At 34.3% G+C, this 25466-nt stretch carries 12 protein-coding genes and 4 tRNA genes; 8 read left to right on the forward strand and 8 right to left on the reverse strand.

All coding sequences use genetic code 11. The features are described 5' to 3' along the window. Window positions 1-38: 38 nt before the first annotated feature. The 5 genes from csrA (at window position 39) to J3T98_RS04225 (ending at window position 740) form a co-directional block, all read left to right on the forward strand. Window positions 39-239 (forward strand): carbon storage regulator CsrA, encoded by a 201-nt coding sequence (csrA, locus tag J3T98_RS04205; protein WP_065562297.1) that lies wholly within the window; start codon window positions 39-41, stop codon window positions 237-239. Window positions 240-362: 123 nt separating this feature from the next. Then, a tRNA-Ser gene (locus J3T98_RS04210) sits at window positions 363-455 on the forward strand. A gap of 18 nt (window positions 456-473) precedes the next feature. Next, window positions 474-550, forward strand: a tRNA-Arg gene (locus J3T98_RS04215). A 17-nt stretch (window positions 551-567) separates the two neighbouring features. Next, window positions 568-644, forward strand: a tRNA-Arg gene (locus J3T98_RS04220). Window positions 645-663: 19 nt separating this feature from the next. Continuing rightward, window positions 664-740, forward strand: a tRNA-Arg gene (locus J3T98_RS04225). Window positions 741-1243: 503 nt separating this feature from the next. Here the strand turns inward: J3T98_RS04225 and J3T98_RS04230 are convergent. Continuing rightward, window positions 1244-1516, reverse strand: a complete 273-nt coding sequence (locus tag J3T98_RS04230) for a DUF4190 domain-containing protein (protein ID WP_267362206.1) — start codon at window positions 1514-1516, stop codon at window positions 1244-1246. Between the two features lie 600 nt (window positions 1517-2116). Here J3T98_RS04230 and serS point away from each other — a divergent pair. Together serS and rarD are read left to right on the forward strand one after the other, a co-directional pair. After that, window positions 2117-3409: a serine--tRNA ligase gene (gene serS, locus J3T98_RS04235; RefSeq protein WP_267362207.1), complete on the forward strand. Its 1293-nt coding sequence runs from the start codon at window positions 2117-2119 to the stop codon at window positions 3407-3409. 74 nt (window positions 3410-3483) lie between these two features. Beyond that, window positions 3484-4380 (forward strand): EamA family transporter RarD, encoded by an 897-nt coding sequence (gene rarD / locus J3T98_RS04240; protein WP_267357513.1) that lies wholly within the window; start codon window positions 3484-3486, stop codon window positions 4378-4380. 53 nt (window positions 4381-4433) lie between these two features. Here rarD and pflA read toward each other — a convergent pair whose 3' ends face one another. The 7 genes from pflA to J3T98_RS04275 all read right to left on the reverse strand — a co-directional run bounded on the left by pflA (window position 4434) and on the right by J3T98_RS04275 (window position 24038). Next, window positions 4434-5192: a pyruvate formate lyase 1-activating protein gene (gene pflA / locus J3T98_RS04245; protein WP_267330064.1), complete on the reverse strand. Its 759-nt coding sequence runs from the start codon at window positions 5190-5192 to the stop codon at window positions 4434-4436. Between the two features lie 261 nt (window positions 5193-5453). Beyond that, window positions 5454-7736, reverse strand: a complete 2283-nt coding sequence (gene pflB / locus J3T98_RS04250) for a formate C-acetyltransferase (RefSeq protein WP_220225109.1) — start codon at window positions 7734-7736, stop codon at window positions 5454-5456. 64 nt (window positions 7737-7800) lie between these two features. Beyond that, window positions 7801-8649 (reverse strand): formate transporter FocA, encoded by an 849-nt coding sequence (focA, locus tag J3T98_RS04255; protein ID WP_267362208.1) that lies wholly within the window; start codon window positions 8647-8649, stop codon window positions 7801-7803. 294 nt (window positions 8650-8943) lie between these two features. Next, entirely contained in the window at window positions 8944-18759 is a 9816-nt protein-coding gene (locus J3T98_RS04260) for an SdrD B-like domain-containing protein (protein ID WP_267362209.1), read from the reverse strand. Then, on the reverse strand, window positions 18759-22301 hold the full coding sequence (locus tag J3T98_RS04265) for a hypothetical protein (protein WP_267362210.1): 3543 nt from the start codon (window positions 22299-22301) through the stop codon (window positions 18759-18761). The genes J3T98_RS04260 and J3T98_RS04265 overlap by 1 nt, the downstream gene beginning before the upstream one ends. Before the next feature lie 387 nt (window positions 22302-22688). Continuing rightward, window positions 22689-23759, reverse strand: a complete 1071-nt coding sequence (mltC, locus tag J3T98_RS04270; RefSeq protein ID WP_267362211.1) for a membrane-bound lytic murein transglycosylase MltC — start codon at window positions 23757-23759, stop codon at window positions 22689-22691. Between the two features lie 9 nt (window positions 23760-23768). Further along, entirely contained in the window at window positions 23769-24038 is a 270-nt protein-coding gene (locus J3T98_RS04275) for an oxidative damage protection protein (RefSeq protein ID WP_065562305.1), read from the reverse strand. A gap of 200 nt (window positions 24039-24238) precedes the next feature. On the opposite strand from J3T98_RS04275, the gene J3T98_RS04280 reads away from it, so the two are divergent. Beyond that, the gene (locus J3T98_RS04280; RefSeq protein ID WP_267362212.1) at window positions 24239-25450 is read left to right on the forward strand and encodes an aspartate aminotransferase family protein; all 1212 of its coding nucleotides are present in this window, start codon (window positions 24239-24241) and stop codon (window positions 25448-25450) included. The last annotated feature ends 16 nt before the right edge of the window (window positions 25451-25466 follow it).

Below are 25466 nucleotides of genomic sequence, written 5' to 3' on the forward strand. Positions count from 1 at the left end.
TTGTTTGGATATATACTTAACTGATATTAGGAGATCTAATGTTAATTTTAACTAGGAGAGTAGGTGAAACACTTATCATTGGTGACGATGTTGTTATTACCGTCTTGGGCGTGAAAGGCAATCAGGTCAGAGTCGGTATTAACGCACCTAAAGAAGTTTCTATTCATAGAGAAGAAATTTACAACCGTATTCATCAATCACAAGACAAAGTTGATGAATTAGTTCAACCCAAAGAGTAATATTGGGCACTAAATAAACAACCAGCACGTGTTCGCAAAAAAATGTTTGACTTATTTTTTGTAGAACGTAATATGTGCGCCACACATTATGATTTTGTTGTTCAAGCAGAGTCATAATGTTTTGGTGAGATGGCCGAGAGGCTGAAGGCGCTCCCCTGCTAAGGGAGTATGCGGTCAAAAGCTGCATCGAGGGTTCGAATCCCTCTCTCACCGCCATTTTAAAAATTAAAATATGCATCCGTAGCTCAGCTGGATAGAGTACCCGGCTACGAACCGGGCGGTCAGGGGTTCGAATCCCTTCGGATGCACCATTTTAAAAACCTAATACGCATCCGTAGCTCAGCTGGATAGAGTACCCGGCTACGAACCGGGCGGTCAGGGGTTCGAATCCCTTCGGATGCACCATTTTTTTACGAACTTACAAGCATCCGTAGCTCAGCTGGATAGAGCACTCGGCTTCGAACCGAGCGGTCAGGGGTTCGAATCCCTTCGGGTGCGCCATTTAAGCATCCTAAAAACCTTCTTCGATTTATAATGCCAATTAAACGTTATATTGAATATCATAAAAGGTTATACTCATTAACAATGTTATTTACTTTTAGCTTATTAGGACTACAAACTATTTTAAAAACGTTGAATGCTATAAATCACTATACAAAGCTTTTTCTGTTTTCCCTTAAATATTACCCTACCCGCTCTTAAAAAGCTTCGTACGAGCTTAAATTTTAAATTGGCAATAATAAAATTAAAGTACATCGACTTAGAAAAATAAAGTTATAAAAAGAACATCAAGGACAACCGAAAAATAATTACTTAAAAGCTTTGTTTATACTTTCAATGATGAAATTAAAGAATTAAATATTAAGAAGCCTATATTGAATGTTTGATATGAAATGCAATGCGTTTATTGCAGAAACAATTGGGTATTTATTAGAACACAATCTTTTATTCATAATAAGCTGACAGCTTTTAATTCACCATAACATTATTCTTTATTTATGAGATTAATGGTTAGCTGATAATAATATACTGCCAATTACGAAAAAGAATAAAAACCATAATACAAGGGTAATGATTCCACAAACGATTCCTGCTGTTGCAAAACCAGAACCACTTTTGTTATTAGTTTTTATATCACTTTTAGCAACTGCACTTAATACTATAGCTACAATAGCTAATACAATGCTTTTAAGGCCTATTGGGATTAGTGATATAATTCCGCAAACCATCCCTGCTATAGCTAAACCACTTATTACTTTATATTGCTGTTGATCCACTTATTTTTTGCTCCGTAAAGATTTCGAAAAGTTAAACAAATTGTGATTAAGTATAATATTATCGGTTTAGCAGATCAATCTAAGACAGATTCCACTTTACCAATGGCAAATCATAATAATTTATTCCATTAAATATCTTAATAAGATTTATATCAGCAAAAATAAACATATAATCTTAAATAAATGGTTTGTACGTTGATTTACAACTATGAAATACAGAAAAATAGACTTCAACTCAAAATACAGCATTGGTATTATAAAATTTACTAAAAAATGATTGTTAATAACTTGTATTTGTTTTTCCTTTTATGAATAATAGTTAAGTTAAAATATTCAACAGTATTAGCAAATAAAATAATAGATAAAATTTATATATGTATAAAATCAGCATATATAAAAAATGATTATTTTTTATCCTATTGAACTACTTTGATTTATGGCTATCAGTTAGATTTCTTCGGGTTTACCACTTCGGTTGAAACCCGATATAATTCTAGTATACTAAGCTCACAAATTTCATATGTGTTATTCATCATATTTTTTGTTAACGCAAACAGAAAATTAAATAGATAACATTAATAAACGATAATGGACTTTTTTATGTTGGACCCAAATTTACTTCGAAACGAATTAGATCTTGTTGCTAGCAAATTAGCACGTCGTGGTTTTAAATTAGATGTTGAAACCATTCGACAATTAGAAGAAAAGCGCAAAATATTACAAGTTGAAACTGAAAATTTACAAGCACAGCGTAATGCCCGCTCTAAAGCTATTGGGGAAGCTAAAGCACGTGGTGAAGATATTTCAGTTGTACGAGAAGAAGTAAACCAATTAGGCGAAAAGCTTAACAGCGCTAAAGCAGAGCTTGATCTCCTTTTAAACCAAATTAAAGATATTGCATCCAACATTCCAAATATTCCTGATGACTCTGTACCCGATGGTAAAGATGAAAGCGATAATGTTGAGGTATCTCGTTTTGGTACACCAAGGACTTTTGATTTTCCAATCCAAGACCATGTCGCTTTAGGTGAACGTTTTGGTGGCCTTGATTTTGCTGCTGGGGTAAAACTTACTGGTGCACGTTTTGTGGTGATGAAATCACAATTAGCCCGTTTACATCGAGCGATTACTCAATTTATGTTAGATCTGCATACTGAACAACATGGCTATGCTGAAATTTATGTTCCATATCTTGTTAATCATGCTACCTTATTTGGCACAGGTCAATTACCTAAATTTGCAGGTGATCTTTTCCATACTAAACCTCTCGATGAAGAAGCTGAAAGCAGTAACTATGCATTAATTCCAACAGCAGAAGTGCCGGTAACTAACTTAGTGCGTGATGAGATACTTGATGAAAGCCAGCTTCCGATGAAAATGACTGCTCATACACCTTGTTTCCGTTCTGAAGCAGGCTCTTATGGCAAAGATACCCGTGGCTTAATTCGTATGCATCAGTTTGATAAAGTCGAGCTTGTGCAAATTGTTAAACCGGAAGAATCAATGAAAGCTTTAGAAGAGCTGACAGCACATGCGGAAAAGGTTTTACAGCTACTTGAATTGCCATACCGTAAAATCGTATTGTGTACCGGCGATATGGGCTTTGGTTCATGCAAAACTTACGATCTTGAAGTTTGGGTACCGGCTCAAAACACTTATCGAGAAATCTCGTCTTGTTCTAATATGTGGGATTTCCAAGCTCGCCGAATGCAAGCTCGATATCGTAATAAATCGGATAACAAAACTTATTTAGTCCATACCTTAAATGGCTCAGGATTAGCTGTTGGACGCACATTAGTGGCAATTATGGAAAACTACCAACAGGCAGACGGAAGCATTAAAGTGCCTTCTGTTTTAGTGCCATATATGAATGGTGTTGAAGTAATCGGTTAACCATGTACTAAAAGTTTGCTTACTTCATTTTTAGCGCTATTAATTAGCGCTATTTTTTTATTAAAGGTGGAAAAATGATTAAAGGTGTTGTTCTTTCAATACTCGCATCATGCCTTTTTGGCTTACTTTACTACTATCCGGTTTTACTACAGCCTCTTCCTGTGATTGACATCTTTTGCTGGCGTTTATTAACCTCGTTTCCAGCCATAGTGGTGTTAGTCTTTATAGAACACCAGTGGTCCGCAATTAGGGATTTATTTAAGCGTATTAGAGAGCAACCGATGATTTTAGTCGGATTGATCTTTTCCTCCCTATTGTTAACTATTCAGATGTTAATTTTCATTTGGGCACCGCTTAATGGGCATGGCTTATCTGCTTCTTTAGGTTATTTCTTATTACCATTAACCATGGTGATTTCAGGTCAGATTTTTTACAAGGAAAAACTCAGCTTTTTGCAAAAGATTGCCGTTTGCCTTGCTACTATCGGCGTAGCCGTTGAAATCTATACCACAGGCGCATTTTCGTGGGAAACAGCAGTGGTTGCATTGGGTTACCCCATTTACTTTATTACACGTCGTAAATTGCAAATAGAGGGGATTTGTGGTACCTTTTCCGACTTCTTTTTTATATTTATTGGTTGCGTGATTTATTTCGCCTTTAATTACCCATTTAGCCAGATTGTGAGTGATATTACGCACTTTCACATTTTTATCCCAATGCTGGGGATCATTACTGCTATCGCCTTTGCTATGTACTTCTTAGCTAGACGACTATTACCTTTGGGATTATTTGGTTTGCTTGGATATGTTGAACCCGTTTTATTAACGCTTGTATCAGTTCTATTTTTGCATGAATCGATCTCGGCACAACATATTGTCTCTTACAGCTTTATTTGGTTGTCAGTATGCGTACTTGCGCTGGAGGGAACGATTTTTGTTTTGCGAGCAATAAAGCGTAAAAGAATTAGATAAAAAAGGATAGCAACGAAAAAGGTACCATAGCTGGTACCTTTTTTATTATCATGTTATTTACTAAATGTAACCGATTGACCATAACTTTCTATGATCTGTTGTATTCTGTCTAAGGTTTCTCGCGGTGGCGCCTCTACCCCTTCTAACTGATATTTATCTCCGAACGTATCCCATTTGTAAGCGCCCATTTTATGATAGGGTAATAACTCTACTCGCTCAATATTCTCCATACCTTGAATAAATTGCCCTAAAAGATGTGCGGAATTATCATCATCAGTCCACCCCGGTACAACCACATATCGTATCCAGGTTCGCTTATTAATTTTTTGTAGATATTTAGCAAACTCGAGCACACGCTTATTAGGTACGCCAACTAGTTTTTGATGTATTTCATCATTGATTTGTTTGAGATCTAACATGACTAAGTCTGTCACTTCCATAAGTGCTTCAACTGTGTGATCTAACTGTCTTGCATAACCATTGGTATCTAAGCATGTGTGAATACCTTCTTGATGACAAGCTTTGAACCATTCAGTAATAAACTCAGATTGTAGTGTCGCTTCACCGCCAGAAGCGGTTACGCCCCCGCCATTAGGCATAATAAAACTTTTGTAAGTAACGATCTCTTTCATCAATTCATCAACAGTGACTTCACGGCCTGCTTTTAAATCCCAAGTATCTCGGTTGTGGCAGTACAAGCAACGCATCAAGCAACCCTGAAAAAAAACAATGAAACGTATACCTGGCCCATCTACGGTACCAAACGACTCATAAGAGTGGATGCGACCTTTGATTGGTTGCTTTGTTGTCATAATAATATTTTGTTCCATAAAAATTCTCTAGTGCTTGCTCATATTACTTTTTTATTGTTTAAGATATTTTAACTCATATGATACTTTCTTACACCAATTGTATTAATTGGATAATTGCTTATTAAATTAATGATGAGAATAACAGTTGAAAAACGTTCTTTTTAATAATATTGATATGGAATCAATAAATCTTAATCTTATTCTGATAAAAAAATAGCGCCTCAAGTAGGCGCCATTTTAAGTTAGTATCAGTTAACTAAATTACATTGATTGTGTGAAAGTACGTGTAATAACGTCTTTTTGTTGTTCTTTAGTTAGTGAGTTGAAACGTACTGCATATCCAGAAACACGAATAGTTAATTGTGGATATTTTTCAGGGTGTTCCATCGCATCTAATAATGTTTCACGATTTAATACGTTAACATTTAAATGTTGACCACCTTCAATAGTAGCTTCGTGATGGAAGTAACCATCCATTAAACCAGCTAAGTTACGTTTACGAACATCATCATCTTTACCTAATGCATTAGGAACGATTGAGAAAGTATATGAAATACCATCTTTCGCATAAGCAAATGGTAGTTTAGCAACAGATGTTAATGAAGCAACTGCACCTTTTTGGTCACGTCCGTGCATTGGGTTAGCACCTGGTCCAAATGGAGCACCAGCACGACGACCGTCTGGAGTGTTACCTGTTTTCTTACCATATACAACGTTTGAAGTAATGGTTAATACAGACTGTGTAGGAATCGCATTACGATAAGTTTTAAGTTTTTGAATTTTCTTCATGAAACGTTCAACTAAATCAACTGCGATATCATCTACACGTGGATCGTTGTTACCGAATTGTGGATATTCACCTTCGATTTCAAAGTCCACTGCTAAACCATCTTCATCACGAATCGTTTTTACTTTTGCATATTTGATAGCTGATAATGAGTCAGCAGCAACAGATAGACCTGCAATACCACATGCCATTGTACGAATAATGTCACGATCATGTAGTGCCATTAATGATGCTTCATAGCTGTATTTGTCATGCATATAGTGAATTGCATTTAGTGCAGTTACGTATTGTTTTGCTAACCAATCCATAAAGTGATCTAAACGAGCAAATACTTTGTCAAAATCAAGGTATTCGTCAGTGATTGGATCTTCTTTTGGTCCAACTTGCATTTTAAGTTTTTCATCCACACCGCCATTGATTGCGTATAGAAGAGTTTTAGCAAGGTTGGCACGCGCACCGAAGAATTGCATTTGTTTACCAACGATCATCGGGCTTACACAACATGCGATTGCATAGTCATCGTTATTGAAGTCAGGACGCATTAAATCATCATTTTCATATTGTAATGATGAGGTATCAATAGATACTTTAGATGCGAACTCTTTGAATCCACTTGGTAACTGTTCTGACCAAAGAATAGTCATGTTAGGCTCAGGTGATGGACCCATTGTATATAGTGTGTTTAAGAAACGGAATGAAGTTTTAGTAACTAAAGTACGTCCGTCAACACCCATACCTGCGATTGATTCAGTTGCCCAAATTGGGTCACCAGAGAATAATTCATCATATTCAGGCGTACGTAAGAAACGAACCATACGTAATTTCATAACGAAATGGTCAACAATTTCTTGAGCGTCTTTTTCAGTAATTAAACCTGCTTCAAGGTCACGTTGGAAGTAAATATCAAAGAATGTAGAAGTACGACCAAGAGACATTGCCGCACCATTTTGAGATTTAACTGCAGCTAAGTAACCGAAATATGTCCATTGCACTGCTTCTTGAGCTGTTTTAGCTGGTCCAGAAATGTCGTAGCCATATTTAGCTGCCATTTCTTTGATTTGACCAAGAGCACGATGTTGTTCAGCGATTTCTTCACGACGTTGCATAGTCATTGCTAAATCAACACCATTTTCAAAATCAGCTTGTAATGAATTGAATTGAGCAAATTTATCTTGCATTAAGAAGTCGATACCGTAAAGTGCAACACGACGGTAATCACCAATGATACGACCACGACCATAAGCATCAGGAAGACCAGTGATAACACCTGATTTACGACAACGAAGGATATCCGGAGTATAGATGTCAAACACGCCTTGGTTATGTGTTTTACGATAGTCAGTAAAGATTTTTTTGACTAATGGATCAAGCGTTCTGTTGTAAGCTTTACAAGAGTTCTCGATCATTTTGATACCACCAAACGGGATAATCGCGCGTTTTAATGGTTTTTCAGTTTGTAAACCAACAATCTTCTCTAAATCTTTTTCGATATAACCTGCATCATGAGCAGTAATAGTAGAGATTACACTTGTATCAAAATCTACAGGAGCATGAGTAGCATTTTCAATTTTAATGCCTTCCATGACTTTATCCCATAATTTAGTTGTAGCATCTGTTGCGCCAGCTAAAAAAGATTCATCACCCTCATATGGTGTGTAATTTTTTTGAATGAAATCGCGAACATTGACATTACTTTGCCAATCACCCTCTTTAAATCCTTTCCAAGCTGCTGCTTGTACTTCGTTTAAATTACTCATAGTTATTAACCTCAGGTTTACAAAAATATCTATCTACTCTTACATAAGGGTAAATATTATAAAATCAATGTGGCTTACGAAGATGTAAAGCCCAATTAGGGATAGCGACTAACAAGCCTCCTAAAATATTCCCGATAGTAACAGGAATTAAATTATTTACAATAAAATGCTCAACGGTTAATGCCTTAAATGAATCAGGAGATATTCCAACAGTAGTCCAAAACTCAGGTGATGCAAAATTATTAATTACAATTCCCATAGGAATCATAAACATATTTGCAATACTATGTTCAAAACCACTTGCAACAAACATTGCTACAGGTAATACCATAATTAGCATTTTATCAAGTAGACTGCGACCAGCATAACTCATCCAAGCAGCTAAGCAAACCATTAAATTAGCTAATAAACCAAGAAATACAGCTTCGATGAAAGTATGATGTAATTTATGATCTGCGGTTTGTAATACATTCAATCCCCACAAACCATTGGCTACCATATATTGCCCAGAAAACCAAATAATTCCTACAAATATTATAGCACCGATAAAGTTACCAATATAGACCAAAATCCAATTACGGAACATTTTTATCCAACTAATTTTATGTGTCATTTTAGGTAAAATGGTTAAAATAGTTGAAGTAAAAAGATCTGTTCCACAACATACAACAAGCATCAAACCTAACGAGAAGCAGATACCGCCAACTAATTTAGCCAAGCCAAAAGCAACGGTTGAAGTTCCTGTTGTAGCAGTAATATAGAAAACGAATGCGATAGAGATAAAAACACCTGCAAGGATAGCTGATACTATGGTACTAGTAGGGTTTTTATTTACTTTATAGTTGCCAAGTTCCTCGGCGATTTGGGTCATTTGCGCGGGAGAAAACGAGTCCACAAGCTTATCATTACTCAAGTTGACATCCTCAAAAAAACTATGCTTTTATGAGGCGCATAGTATACTACTAATTTAAGTCAGATCATCAATTTTTTAGTTAAAAAAAAACATTTTTTTTAACCAATTGTTTTTTTTAGTTACTTTTCAATGTTTTTTTTCTGCACTTAAATAGTTAATATTTAGAGATAAACAATTATAAATCAATGTAATTATCAGTTAGAAATATAAAATTCCGCCCTTTTCCTAATAAATCAGAAAAGGACGGAAATTAAGGTGGTTTAAAATTTGGATCTTACGATCCAAATTCATTTGTTATTGACTCTTTTCCTCTGAAACTGTGAAGTCAACTTTACTTGGTAAGCCTGGTGATACTCTCACTACTTTAGGATTACGCCCAATTACTTCATAGCCTTTCGGTAGTGATCTTGTATCTAATTTAAGAACAAAATTCGCACCTCGTTCCCAACGTCCGCCAGATACACCAACTATGTGATAACGGCCACTAGCATCAGTTGTAATAATTTCACCACGTACAGTAACTAGTTTTACACCACCTAAGCCTTCTTCACCTTCGTCCTGAACGCCATTACCATTTTTATCAACATACACTTTTCCGAAGATTAGTGCATCATCAAATAATGGATCAGCAGTAACAGTTACTGTTGCCTGAGAAGTATTAGATACAACTTTTCCATTTATTGAATTAACTGCTACAGCTGTATTAGTGTATTCACCTTGAGTGACACCAGCACCAACAACAAGCATATAGGTAAAGGTTAATTCACCTTTTGGTTTTAATTGAATAAGTTGTGAATTTACTGTTCTTCCTCCAGTAGGATCTTCAACTTTTTTACCATTAAGGCGAGTGGAGCCTTTAACAAATTTAAAGCCTGCTGGTAAAACGTCTTTGATCTTAATAGTTGAAACGCGTGAACTATTATTCGTTATTTTAATAGAGTAAGGAACAATATCACCAACCGTTACCTTATCTTTTAATGCAATTTTAGCAATAGTTATATCAGCATCTGAACTACGATAACCTAATAAAATTCCATATGCTAAATTACTTGTTCCATCATTTACCATAACTGGTACAGTATGTTCACCACCTACACCATTAAAGTTTATTGTAGCCGGTGGGTTAGAGAGATTAATTAAATCATGCTCTACTAAATTGCCACTAGCATCTCTATACTTATCAAATGATGGTATTAGATCATATAAAGGATTACCTCGACCTACACTAACAGTTCCATCATTATAATCGCCATAAAGAACACGGATAAAGTAACGTGCGCTTGTACTACGAGTAGTATCACTGATTAGATTACGGAAATTAAATTTACCATTGTCATTGCTGGTCGAAACAATTGGACGACCATTTCTATCCATTATATGGTTTTTATTACCATCTAATAAGTAAACTTTAACTCCAGATAAACCTTTATAACCAGATACTCCAGTTAAACCAGCACCTTGATTATCATCTAGAACTTTACCTTCGATAATACCACCATTGATATAACCAAAGTTTTGATCAGATAACTTACCTGTAATATTTATAACGGCAATATTCGCAGTTTGCGGTAATTTTAATTCACCACTTGCATTATGATGGGCATCATCAGGGTCAAAGCTAGCTTTTAGTGTTGATGGTACGCCAGCAATTTCAATACTCCATTTGCCCGGAATAAGATTAGCAACATCATAATCTATATCACCAGCAGCTAAATTACGTGTGAAGTTAATTGACGGATTATTCACATTTTTAAAGGTAATTGTTATTGGAGCATTAATAGCTGTATCTATTGAAGGATTATATTCTCCATCATCATTATTATCCAAGAACACTTTACCTTTAATGCCACTAATACCACTCCAAGCAAATGTAACGTTTTTAGCTTGATCTGTTGCACTAGCAAACTGATAGGTTTCTTCCATCAAGTTATCTGTTTTATTGATTGTTGCGGCAATATTACTATCAGTAAGCATGAAGCTACTAATGTAACTATTACTTCCCATACTAACTTTAACTTTATAACTAATACCAGAAGCTAAATTGTCAAATTGATATTTACCAAGCTCATCAATATTTGTTCCAGTAGTAGTTGCGGCTTTCTTATCAATTAAATTATCGTCTACAAATAACTCAACTTGATAATTTGGAATTAGAGAATCAATACCGATATCCCGAGATGAAATAGCATTACCATCTTGAGTATCAACATCAATTACAACTTGACCGCTAATACTTGCTTGTCCCTTCAATCCAAAATCAACATTTGTGACCAAATTAGAAGATGTTGCTTCAATTTTAATTCTTGTTCCATTTGTTATAGATGTTGAATTTGAACCTTGAGGCTGAATTACATAACTGTAACTATAACCTGCAACGGCTGTTGCGTTTACAGTTACATCCCATTGACCTTCAGCTATATTATTAATTTCATATTGACCATTAGGATCACTAATTGCAGTTAATACTATATTATGATCATTAACATCTCTTGCCTCAACGGTAACTCCCGCTAAAGTTGTATCGTATGTTTGATGCACACCTTTTCCAGAAACATCTTTATAAATAGTTCCTTTCAAGGTTTTTTGGCTCTTATAACCATAGTCAATCTGAGCAAGATCTTGAGTAGCAGATGTTAATGCTAATATATCATGATTAATTGCAGCTCCACCATTTATCATAGCTGGACTGAAACTGATTTGATAGCCAGCTCTAGTCAAATTACTATCATTAACAGTCAATTCATAATCATTATATGCGGTAAGGTTTTCAAACTTATAACTACCGTCACTTCCTGTAGTTGTTGAAATAGCGGTTGTACCGTTTAAACCATTTGCTTTAAGGGTAACCTCTACACCGCTTAATGGTCTATCAATTGATGCTGCATGATAATTTAAACCGACATTATCATTTACATCCACGTCAACAACAACTTTACCTGATATTTTTGCACTACCTTTCAAACCGAAATTAATATTTTTTCCTACCGTATCATTTGACGCGATTATTATTTTCAATTCGCCAGGGTTAACTTCGCTAATAGTTGCATTACCTACGGCAGCATCAAAATAACTATAATTCCAACCTGACGGTGAATTTGAAATTTTAATTATCCAAGTACCAGCAGTTAGATTGTTTAGTGAATAACTACCATCTGCAAGAGAAACTGCATTAATAGCTAAATTATTACTTTGATTAACTGCGGTAATTCCAACACCAGCTAACGGAGGATAATTAGTATTATGCTGACCATTCCCCATAATGTCTTGATAGATATGTCCACTTATACCTAAATTAGATTTATAACCAAAGTCATTCCTATCTGATTGCGCAGCATCGCCTGAAATAGAAATTGTCGCAATATCCGAAGCAGTATTTGCTGATGCTTGACCAGAAGGACTAAAGCTAATGACATAACCATTTAATTTATTAGATGGGTCAGTCACTCTAATTCGGTAGCTGCCATTGGCTAAATTATCAAAAGTAAATTCACCATCACTATTCGATACCGCTTCCTTATAAATAACGGTATCACTATTTGGGTCTATCAATTTTATAGTTAAACCATCGACACCAGTATCGAGTGATGACAATTGCTCATCCGCATCATTATCAAACACGACTTTACCAGTAATCTTAGCTTGGCCTTTCATACCTAAATCAAGATTGATCTCATTGCCAGTATTTGAATCTACTTCATAAGTGATACTGTTATTATTGACAACAGTTGGGGTTACCAATTTTTCAACAAAATAACTATAGGTTAAATCAGTTCGTGTCGGATGAGAAACAGATACTGTCCATTTACCTTCAGTAATATTATTGAAGGTAAATTCACCATTACTTCCTACAGTTTTAGTATAAGTTACATGCTTATTGTTAATCAATATGCCTTCAACTTTAACTACCGCCCCATCAAGTTTTGGATTAAATGTTTTTTCAGACTCATTCCCACCGATATCTAAATAAACATTCCCTGATAATTTACGAGCAAATTGATACCCAAACGCTCTTGTATTTGGATTTGTTTCAAAACTTGTATCATTTGGTCCATTAACATTAAACGTTGCTGTCGCAGATGCAGGTGATGGATATCCAGGACTAAAGACTAATTTATAATTAGAATCACTCACATTACTACTTATTTCATAATTATAAGCGCTCAATCCTGTTATTTCGAAAAGACCGTTTGATGCATCAACAGTAAATTCTTTTGTTTTAAATCCAGCTTTATTGGTTGCCGAAGTTAGTGTTATTTTCGGAGTTATAGGAGTAGCTAGCTGACCAAAGCTCATATCGTTAGAACTATATTGTTCATCACTATCACTATCAATAACGACATAACCGGTAATCTTACTATTACCTCGATAACCAATATCAATGTTATCAACAACACTTTGAGTAGTTGTCACTTCAACTTCTAACGATAAATTATTACCTGATTGTATTGGAACAACATTATTTCCAATAGTCGTATAATTTAGAACATAACTATTCCAATCAGTTATTGTTTGTGAAGATGCTGTTGAAATAGCCCATTTTCCTACCGGAACATTATCAAATGCAAAGTTACCATTTGGATCAGTTGTTGCTTCAAATGAAGTTTGTCCACCACTGAAAGTTGAACTTGATACTTTCGTTAGAACCAGTTTAACACCTGCAAAACTAGTGTCTGCACCGGTTCTATCTTTGCTATCATCAACATCAATAACAATTTGTCCTGATATTCGTCCAGTATATTTGAAAGCTGTACTGCTATTAAAATCATTATCAGTTAAAGGTTCAAAATTGAATGTATTAGTATTATTCGGTATATCAGTCGCTGGTACTAATACAGTCGAATTAGGCGTACTAACCTTAATTTGATAATTATAATCTTTTGGTAATTTATCAAACAAATATTGCCCATTTTTCGATGCATTACCATTCAATGCAATATTAGCCGTTTTTGTCTTCTTAAGCGTTTTAAAAGTATTTGTATTTGGTACTTGATAAGATAATTCAACCTCAACATCATTAGTCAGTTTTTGATCAGTTTTAATCTTATCATTATTATTATCTATCCAAACATCACCACCTAGTTGTTGTTTACCTAAAACTACATAGTGATTATCTAATGATCCCTCTTCTTTCAATGCTTTTACAGGAATAACAATATCTTGTACTCTATTACCTGCTTTACTGAATTTAAAGTCATAGTCCGGAAGAGTGTTCATTTCAATTTTAACTGAGTAATCAACATCATTTCCATATAAAAGATCTGCAAAATGATAGTGCCCATCGGTTGTCAATTGTGTCATTAACAACTGACCTGTACCATTTAAACCATCATAAAGCTTAACTGTTACTTGGTGTGAACTATTGATTAAATGTGCATACTCATTCAAATGACTTGTATCAGTATTAGTATCACTAAAATCAACATAAATATTACCTTGGATACCATCATGGCTTGCTTTGCTATAGAAGAAGGTTTTATCCGTTACCCCTGTATTAGTAATAGCAATACCTGAAATAGTATCAATTGGTTGAATGGTACTCACACTATTTCTAACAATAGCATAATTTGCTGGTGGTTGTTTCACATTTACCTTATAAGTTCCACTCGGCAAATTATAAAAGTGGTATTCGCCATTAGAATCACTATATTGACGTGCTAACTCTTTACCATTTCCATCAACTAAACTTAATAAAACATTCTTTAATGGTTTATAGTTTGCTGGTTCTGGATCATCAATCAATGTTTTACCAGCAATACCACTATTTTTTGCTGTAGGACTATTAATACCATCTGAAGGATTTGGGTTCGTTCCTCCTGCTAATAAAAAGTATTTACTTCTTTGACTTTCTCTTCCTGTACTAAAATTGATTGGAGATAAAATCGTATTAGTATTATTATCCACATTAGAAATAACACCATAACCAGTTGGAGGTACAATTTCTATAAAATAAGTATCATTGAGTTGATTTTTATCTAAATCAAAACTGTAAACCCCAATTTGATTTGTTTGTATTGTCTTAAATGGTGAACTATTCGTAGAACCTTTATACAAATTAATAGTAACATTTTGTACTGGCATATCACCTGTTTTATCAAAATGAATATCTGCTACACCATTATTATTAATATCAATCAATACATAGCCATAAATAGAAGTGTCACCTTCTTTTTTATAAAGAAAATCTAACGCTCCACTAGTAACAGTTGGATTACTTTGTGTAATTTTGATATTAGAAATTGTGTCAGATAAACTTTTTAATTCATAACGAGTCTTATCTAAACCTTCATCTGTGACTTTAATTGTATAGTCATCATATAAAAGATTTGTAAACTTATAATTACCGTCACGATCGGTCGTTGTAAATGAGTATAAATTACCATCACGATATAATTCTACTCGAACTCCAGTCATTGGTACGTCACCGCTACTAGGCTCAAAAGCGCCATTATTATCGTAGTCGTAATAAAGTTTCCCACCAATTTCTGTTGTTTCTCTTAATCTTAATAACCAATATTGATCTCGAGCACCACTTGGCGATATTCCAACTTTCATATACTCCAAACCCTTTTGTACCTTGTTGGGTAAGAAGTTTCCTTTTATTTCACTGCTATTTCCTACTATTTCAAATGCATTATCTAATCCTTTGAGTTTTAACATCATATTGGAAAGGTATAATTTATTTTTTCTTCTTGAGGTAGATAGATTATAAACAAAGCTACCTTTTTGTTTTACTTCATTATCAGTAAAATCTGGTGTATCAAAGATTGATTCAAAATTTCCATTGTAATACTTATTGTAAAGACGAGGAGTAAACACCCCTTCAACAGTTATTTGGGAAGAATTATATTTTTCTAATTGTTCCTTAGTTAACAATATTGACTGTTCATTCTTAACATTTGAACCAGTAACATCTAAATACAAGTTACCTGTAATACCTTCAGTTAAAGCATCTGGAGCACTAGTTGCTTGCATAAACCACTGTTTATCTGCTTGCATATCATTAGCTAAAGAACCATCAGCTAAAACTTCAAACTCTAATGTACCAGGACTAGTGGCTGGATCTTGATCTGCTATATCAATATAGTCAAAAGTGTTAGTGTCATGAACAATTCGATATTTGCCCTTTGGTAGTGATTTTAAATTGAATGTTCGATAATAATCACCAAGTTTAGACCAATATGCCCATTTATTAGTCTCCTTATCCCAATAATATAATACAAAGAGCCCTTTACCATTTTCACTTGATTGATCACCAGCATATTCAGTGTCACCATTTAAATCATTAACTGGACCACCAGAAATAGTACCTTTACCTTGCATAAGAAAGTTTTTAGTAATAGGTGCATCAAGTTTTGTAAAGCTAACTCTATAAAAAGGATATAAATTCTCACGAGGATTAGTAACTGTTTTTATTCCATCATATTTTACCTTAATCATGTAATTTTTATTAGCAGTTACACCATTAAGTTGACTATCAAATAAATACTCGCCTTTATCATCTGTAATTTTCTTATCAAGGAAATTCCTACCGTTTTCTGTACAATCGCTTTCATCACCATCTTGGCAAAGTAAAACAGTTGCATATTTCAATGGCAAATCATTAGAATTATAAAGTTGTCCAGTCTGTATTATACTGTCGCCTAGCCATGTATCAAGATATACGGTTCCTCGTATTACATATTCATTGACTTTCAATTTATACCAAAAATTAGTATTAGTATTATATGTATTACCTCCATTAACTGATATTTCAATTTGTGAGATTGTTCTTTGGTTATTACTTGGATCTATTAAAAAACCGTTATTTTTATCGTTATTTTCAAATACTAAATCACCGTCTTTTATATTACTAGCTAAACCATATATTTGTTTGGCAGTAATTCGATAATCACCGTTTGGTATATTTGTAAATTCATATTTACCATTTTCATCAGTAGAAAAGACAGTAAATTCAGTCCATCTACCTTGAACTTTCCTTTCTAAAACAACTCGATTATATTTAATAGGAGTATCATAACCAGGTACATAACTACCTAAAGCATCAGGGTGACTATTATTTAAATAAATATAACCTGATATAGTATTTCTTTGTTTAGGTGTGAAATATAATGCATCTTCCCAATTTTTACCAGGAATTACAGTTATTTCATAATTCTGGTTTCTTGATCTAGGTGTATCTAAAAGAGTATCATCATAATCCACGACTGAATAATAAAATAAACCAGCGCGATCAACGAAATAATTTTGAGAACCTCTTAAACCATAAAATCCTGGTGTTTGATATGAAACTTCAAGTTTATTATTTTTAGAATCAGTTGCTTGTGTAACCCCATCTTCTTCATAAAACACTATTTTGGTATAGGTACCTGCCGACTGAGCCTCTAATCCATTGTAAGTTGTACTCCAGCTCCAATGTCCACCAGCTGTTTCTAGATAATTAACAACAAATAAATCACCTAGCTTATCTAGTATTGATGAATACCAGAAATTTTGATTTGCTATTTTATCACCTAAATTAGGTAAAATAATTTCTTTTCCAGCAATATTGTCTTTTGTGTTATTGCTTAATGTCACTTTACCTTTATGACTACTTCTTGATTTTGGTGAAGTACTTGTTGATTTACCATCCGTATCATTGATGAAAAAGAATTTACTTTTATCAATACCTTTTTCAGTCAATACAACTTTGTAATCTTTACCTTTAGTAAGACCTATAAATTGGTAAAACCCTGAAGAACCATCTGTGTTTACAGTAGAAATTTTCTTCCATGCAGAACCATCATGTTGATGAAGTTCAACTACAGTTGCAATACCAACATCTCCGGCCGAAGCATCATAAAGGTTATTGCCCGTTTTACCAGAATCAGGACCTGCTTGAATATATTTTTGAATTTTAAAAACATTACCAGATATACTTGATAAAGTTTTATCTTTTGGATCGATTTGAAAAACGAAATCAGGACCAGTAGGAATACCTATTGCATCGGGTATTTTTGCTTTCTTTTTTAAATCACTTTGTAAGTATTTATATGGAGGAGCTGGTACGCCCGATACTACAATATCATAAGTCGCTACAGGTAAGTCGATGAAACCATAGAAACCATCAACCCCAGTTGTAACAGTTGTTGTTCCCATTACAGGAATATTGGTATTTTCATAATAAATATTTACTTTGATACCTTCTATACCTATATCTGTATTGACCGTATACAGTCCATCATTATCTATATCGGTTACAACAACACCATCTAGTTTATTTTGATTTCGTTGTTTAAGATTAAAAGAGCCTTTTTGTACCGCCCCTTTCATTAAGAATTTAACTTTGTCTTCATAAACATTATTACCATTAGGTAAGGTTACATCCCACAATTTATACTTTAAATTTTTTAGGAAGACATCAACTTCGTTATCGAAGTAAACAGTATATTCATCATTCAATAATGTATTTTTTATCTCTATCTCACCATTAGTATCAGTATTTAACACTATGACATTTTTGGTTGATGAATTAAGTAATTTAACAGGGATATTACCAACCCCCTGATTATTATCATTTTTAACTTTAAGATAAATTGATCCTCCATTACCTTTTAAAAATAGGTTTTGACCTAATTCCCCCGTCATACCATTTATCGAAACTGACTTCGCTACACTTTCATTATTACTAGTTTTTACTTCAATCTTATAAGAACCTAATGAAGAGACATCAAATTGAAATGTCCCACTATCATCAGTTTGTACGCTAGCAATTTTTGCACCTGTATAGTCTTTTAATTCAACAGGTAAGTTCTTTAATGGGAAGTTAACATTATTAGATTTTCCATCATAGTCTAAAAATACTTTACCTGATATCGGTATTGCATTTGCTGCAGATAATGCCATAAACGAAATAAAAAATGAGAACAACACCAAATTAAAGTGTTTTATTATCGCTTTATAATTAAAAATTTTTACTAATGATCTTTCTTTAGATTTTGCGTTATGCTCAGTTCGCATTATCTTATCTCCTGATATGCGTAAATTCTTTTTAACGTTTTCAACTTTTTGATCTGATTTAACTTGCATATGTAAATGCGGTTGACCATTTTTAACTTTTTGCCAACTTTTCATTAGAAACTCCCCACGACATTTACAAACCAACCATGTGAACGATAGTTCAGGTGCGTTAAGTTATCGTTATAATCAGTGAAGTTGTAACCTACACCCATCTTGATATTGTCACCAACATTGCGATAAACACTTGTGACTAAACCATCTTTATGGTCATCAGCTAAACTTGTGCGTAAGGTTCTTCCTTCTACTTGATATTCCCAATCGCCAAGCTTGTAATTGACTCTTAAGGCATATAAGTCTGCGCCTGATGAGTACCAATTACTTTCGCTTTTGTAACGTAAATGCCCTTGACGGTGCGCCGCTTTAAACGCCGTTTCCCAATTTGCATTCCATTCATAAACCCCTTCTAACGACCACACCCAGCTCTTCTGATCATATAAGCTTGATGTGTAACTTTTACTGCCTGATGAGGTAGAGTTTGCGATTAGTTGATCGTCAGGATCTAATCCATATACATAGGTTAGTTTTCCAAACAGATTTAGGTTATTAATGGCTTGGGGTCGATAAGCAAAACCAACCATAGATTCAGTATAATTGCTCACAACTTTATCATCGCGTTCACCTAATGTTTTAGCAAAATCAAACTGAGTAAGCCAACTTAAGTTCTCACTTACGATAGTTTTAGCTCGGTTTGTCGTTACCCATTGTTTGATACGCTCACTCGCTTCATCTATACGATATTCAAGGCGGTTACGCATTTGAAATTTGTCATTTTTAAAGCCATAACCTACTGCATATACATCTCGGCGAGTTTCATCATTTCCCGTCAGACTGGTACTATTTCGATTACGGTTATTTACTCGACCTATAGAGTAAGACCCTTCGACATATTGCGCTTCAGTTGGCTTATAATTGACACCATAGATATCTGAAGTAGTGTGATCGATTTTGCTGGTTTTAAATTGACGCTCAGAATATAACTCCATTTTACTTGTCGCATTGGTTTTTCCACCAAAAACAGTAGTTATTCCACGACCAGAAGTTGAATCGACATCATTTAATAATTTAGTGTATAAACTGGTTCGTTCATTAACATCCCAGCTACCTTGTACACCACCTCCTGCACCTCGGTTAGAACCAAAAACTTCAGCACCGATATTGATGTTTTCTGTCACTTGAGAGTTATAACCTAACGTTGTGCGGTTATCATCGGCAACATCGCCTGATTTATTTAAGGTTAATTGTTGGATGATATAACCTTTATCTCGACCATCAAAAAATGAACGTTCTAATTTTGCTGCCACTAATGTTTCTTTAGTTGAATCACTACCATAATTATGATCATTTCGTTGTTGGAGCTCTAAAGCGGTTTTATATAATTCACCTAAGGCAGTGTAATATTGTGCACGAGTAATTCGTTCAACGTAATTTGCTTTATCTTTTTCTTGGCTATGACCAACCAATACACCTTGTTTATCTGGTTCAAAGTCATAACGCAATTCACCGCCCCACTCTTCTAAATCACTACTACGAGCTTTAGCAAAAGATGAAAAACCTTCTTGTTGCATCGAGTAATAGCCTTTGAAGCTTAGTGGAACATCTTTTTCGGTAAAATCATTAAAATCGATTTTTTGTTCTATTTTCCAAGCGGCTCCACGAGTATCACCTGATAGCACAGTTTCAGTAAATGATAGACCACCATTGCTCGATACAAATATATCATTCATTTTCGCTTTGGTTTTGGCGTATTCTAATTGAGTATGTGTTCCTTGCGTTGGCCTTACAATTAAATCCACACCTTTCAATTCATAATTATCACCACTAGCCTGATCTTCACTTAGGTAAGTCCCCCCAATACGTAGATAATCGTTTAACCAGTGATAAGCTCTTCCACCAAATACTTTCTGACCTTCAAGATCAAATCCATCCGAGTAATATTCATATTCAGCAATAATCCAAACTGGGTCACCACCAACTAAATTTCCACCTTCGATAATAGAACTACCCGAGCCACCACTGGAGGTCATCGGTAATGGTTTAGTTAGCATTATACGACCTTGGAATTGGTTAACTTCATAATCCACACCTTCGTTTAAGGTGCTGGTGCTTAATACTCGTCCAGTGTTACGATCACGCACTTCGACAGAAAGTTTTAAACTACCCTGAGTTACACGTTGATGTTTCAAAAAGTATAAGCTACCACCCGTTGAGGCTAATTCATTGTGACTACCTCGTGTTTCACCATTTGATAAAAATATGGTGGCTAATGTACGAGTATCACCATATTTTGTTGTCTGCTCACTTTCATGGTAAAGCTTAGCACCGTATAGACTTCGGTTAAAATTTGCAAATTCATTGCCAGTAATTTGGGTATTATAATTACCCCATAACCCGTAATTTTTTCCTTTCTCTAACTTAACATAGAATTTACCTTCGGTATCAACATCACTTTCAGTGGTTGAGTCATCACCATAAATTGGATAATAAGCTTGAGGATCGATTTCTCGAACAAAACGCGTTGGGTCTTTTTCACCTAAATGACCAAACGCATTTTTTAATTTGGTTTCGGTGGTATCTAAATGAGCTGTTAAACGATAATCTTCTTTATTGGCTTTTAAATAAAATGCGACTCGACCATCCCAACTACCTTTACCACTATAATGATGGCTATCAGCATCTTCCACTATTGATTGACCTTCACCACTAACATTATTTTGAGCATAAGTGACATCAACAATACCGACATAAAAAACATCATTTTCTTTTTGAACAACTAATTTTTCGTTTTGTGAATGAGTTTGACCAAATTCATCTTTCCAAGTTAAATCGAACTGATATTCTCCTGGCGATAAGATCATCTCTCGCATAGCACGACCACTATTGTCCACCACCAATCGTTCACCATTTAACATCACATCTTTTTTATCTTTTAGTCCCGCCATTTGAATGACAACTTTACGATCCTGCGCACCACTGACAATGCCTTGATGATCGATCCGACTTTCTCCAAAACCAGGAATAGTACTATCTGATTTTAATTTACCAAAGGTCAAGTTAGTGGCTGGTGAGAAAGAAACATTAGATTTGCTATATGAAATAAATTCACTCTCTTGTTTTATACCACGCCCTAATGTACTAAAGTTAACGGCATGAACGTTATCTTTTAAACCGTCATGACTAGTCGTGGTTAAAATCGCTTTATAATCACTATCAATTGACAATGGTTCTCCATTGTCGGTATCACCTTGCCACAATAGTGCTTCATATGGGCTAATTTCATTAAACTTCAATGTTTTTATTGGATGTTGGTTATCAACATCAGATTGGCGATAAATAGTGATTTGATATTCTGCTATTTTACTCGGATAGTTGGTATAAACATAAAGCCCCATTGGGGTATTGAATAAACCTTGGGATGTTAATTTAAGTTTCGGATTATAGATACTTAAATTTAGTTTTTCCGCTGAATTAAATTCATCGCGGATAATATTTAATTTTGGTACGGTCTCTGTACTCGCATAAACACTATTTGAACCAAGTAAAAATGCAGCACTTATACTTAGATAAGAAATGTTACGGAAACGATTAAATTTGACCATGAACTATTATTTCCTTTCACTTAAATACATCTTGTTGTTATAAAAATAGAGCTGAAGAAATTTCAAAATTAAAGAAATGAAAATTTTCTATATGTTCATTTACAAACATATAAATATTAGAAATTTATTATAAAAATGTTGATATATTCTAGATTTGCCATTGATAGCCAGCAACTTCATATTTGATAAGAGTTGTAAGTCAAAATATTATTATAAAACAAATTATTATGCGTTATTTACAACTCTTGTGGTAAGCTATTTTTAAGAAATGAAAGGGGAAGGTTAAAATATTAAATTTTGCATAAGAAATTTAATATTTGTTAAAAGGACCATCACAATATTATTTATTTAAAATAATGTGATAGTCCTATAAAAAATAGATACTTTTTATTTATTATCTAGAATTCTACTAACTTTGATAAGATAATTTCGTGACTCTTGAGAAACATGTGAAGTCACTAATTTGCGATAAACTTGTTGAGGTGTCATGGAGTTAATTATATTGATCGCCTCATTTCGGTCATCAGAAAAAGTACGTAATACACTTCCAGCCCCACCATTATAAGAGGTGATCATTGCATATCGTAGTGATATTGGATTATTTATGCCTGCTAAATACTTCGTTTTTAGTAAAGATAAATAGGCAGTTCCCATATCAACATTATTACGAGGGTCAAGTAAAAACTGACGACTCGGTTCACCTGGTTTTCCACGCAACTTGAAGATGTCTCGACCAGCAGTATGTTGTTGTACTTGCATTAATCCTAATGCATCTGTACGACTTACCGCAAATGGGTTAAATGCTGATTCAACTTCCATAATAGCTAAAATCAATCGTTCATCAATAAAGTAACGATTTGAGGCTTCAGTCACTAAAGGTAAGAATTTTCTTGCACGTTGATTAATGTGGTTTGGAACAAGTTTGATTTCAACATAAGTGATTTTATGAGCTCCAGAAGAGCGTACTTTTAAAGTATTGGCAAGCAAATAATCGGCAAAGCTATTTGCCCTACCACTCCAACGAATTGGTTGTCTTTCTTGATCAAGAACCTGGTTATATAAAAAAGGTTCTTGTGATAAATCCTGACTTATTTTATCTCGCCTGATAATATCAACAGGTTCTGGCATAAGTAATGTTGATACAATTGCGTCCTTCAAATTATTGATTGGTGTATCAGATAAAGTTTCAATGGTAATTATCCCAGAAACAAAATTGATATGAACTCGAGTTTGTAGATTATCTTCATATTGAACATAATCTTTAGGACCAGCAATAAGAACCTCTTTAGGTCCCCAGATTTGTTCTATATTATTAGCGTACTGACTTATTAAAATATTAAATGCATTAGTATCTTTTATATAATAGTCTTCATCAGTTTTTTTGTTATTTGAGCCAGGACAGGCTGTTAATAAACTTACTGAAATGAGTAATGTTAGAATTTTAAAATTGTTTTTCATTGTAATCTCTCAATTTTCAGGTTTATATCCATCAATAACCACATCTTCACCTTCAAACAAAAACTTTATCATTTCGGTTTCAATTTTTTTACGATGTTCTAAATTCATCATATTAAGCTTATTTTCATTAATTAACATTGTTTGCTTCTTAAGCCATTCTTGCCATGCTATTTTAGAAATTTCATTATAAATACGCTTGCCTAGCTCTCCTGGGTAAAGCTGAAAATCTAGACCTTCGGATTCTTTTTTTAAATAATGGCAATAAATAATACGACTCATATTTATTCCTATTTTATTAACGATTATTAATTAATCGCTAATTATACCCGAAAATAATTGCAGAAAAGAATAAAATATACAAAATATCCAACTTTTTTAAATGAATATAAATTCAGTATTTATGAATAAATATTTACTTTACTATCTTTATAAATAACATAAAATAGAAAAATACTGTTAGATAAGATAAGGATCGTATAATGCAGCCAGAAATAACACGAGAACTGTTTGACAAAGTAATCCTACCCGTTTACTCACCAGCTAAATTTATACCTATTAAAGGGAAAGGTAGTAGAGTATGGGATCAACATGGTGAAGAGTATATCGATTTTGCAGGAGGGATTGCGGTTAACGCGCTTGGTCATTGCCATCCTAGGCTAATTAATGCCTTACACCAACAAAGTGAACAATTATGGCATGTAAGTAATGTTTTTACCAATGAACCGGCTTTACGCCTTGCCCAAAAAATTATTAATAATACCTTTGCTCAGCGCGTTTTCTTTGCTAATTCAGGCGCTGAAGCAAATGAAGCTGCTTTCAAATTAGCAAGATACTATGCGGCTCAAAAATATACTCCTTATAAAACTAAAATTATCTCGTTTTATCAATCGTTTCACGGTCGCACCTTTTTTACAGTATCAGTGGGTGGACAAGCTAAATACTCCGATGGTTTTGGTCCTAAACCTGCTGATATTATTCATGTCCCTTTTAATAATTTAGATGCCGTTAAAGCAGTAATGGATGATCATACGTGTGCCGTGGTGTTAGAACCGGTACAAGGAGAAGGAGGATTAACCTCAGCAACACCAGAATTTTTAAAAGGTGTACGAGCGCTTTGCGACCAATATAATGCCTTGTTAATCTTCGATGAAGTACAATGTGGAATGGGAAGAACGGGTACTTTATACACTTATCAACAATATGACGTAGTTCCAGATATTTTAACTTCCGCAAAGGCACTTGGCGGAGGATTCCCTATCAGTGCAATGTTAACAACCGATGACATAGCATCAGTAATGCACCCTGGTGTTCACGGCACAACTTATGGTGGCAACCCTCTTGCTTGTGCAGTTGGTTGTGAAGCATTTGATATTATCAACACACCTGATGTACTTCAAGGCGTTCAAAAACGCCGAGCAATCTTTATTGAACAACTTGAAAATATAAATGATAAATTCAAAGTATTTCGAGAATACCGTGGTAAAGGACTACTTTTAGGTGCTGAATTACAGCCAGTGTTTCATAATAAAGCACGTGACTTCTTGAATGTTGCCTCCGAATTTAAAGTAATGATCCTTAATGCAGGACCAAATGTGCTTCGTTTTACCCCTTCACTAATTATATCTGAAGACGAAATAAACGAAGGAATGAACCAACTTAGTAAAGCAGTCGAAAAAGTTGTCAATTCCTAAGTTTTTCTATACAGTA

It is taken from the genome of Gilliamella sp. B2772, from assembly GCF_026536985.1.
GTDB classification, from domain to species: Bacteria; Pseudomonadota; Gammaproteobacteria; order Enterobacterales; family Orbaceae; genus Gilliamella; species Gilliamella apicola_E.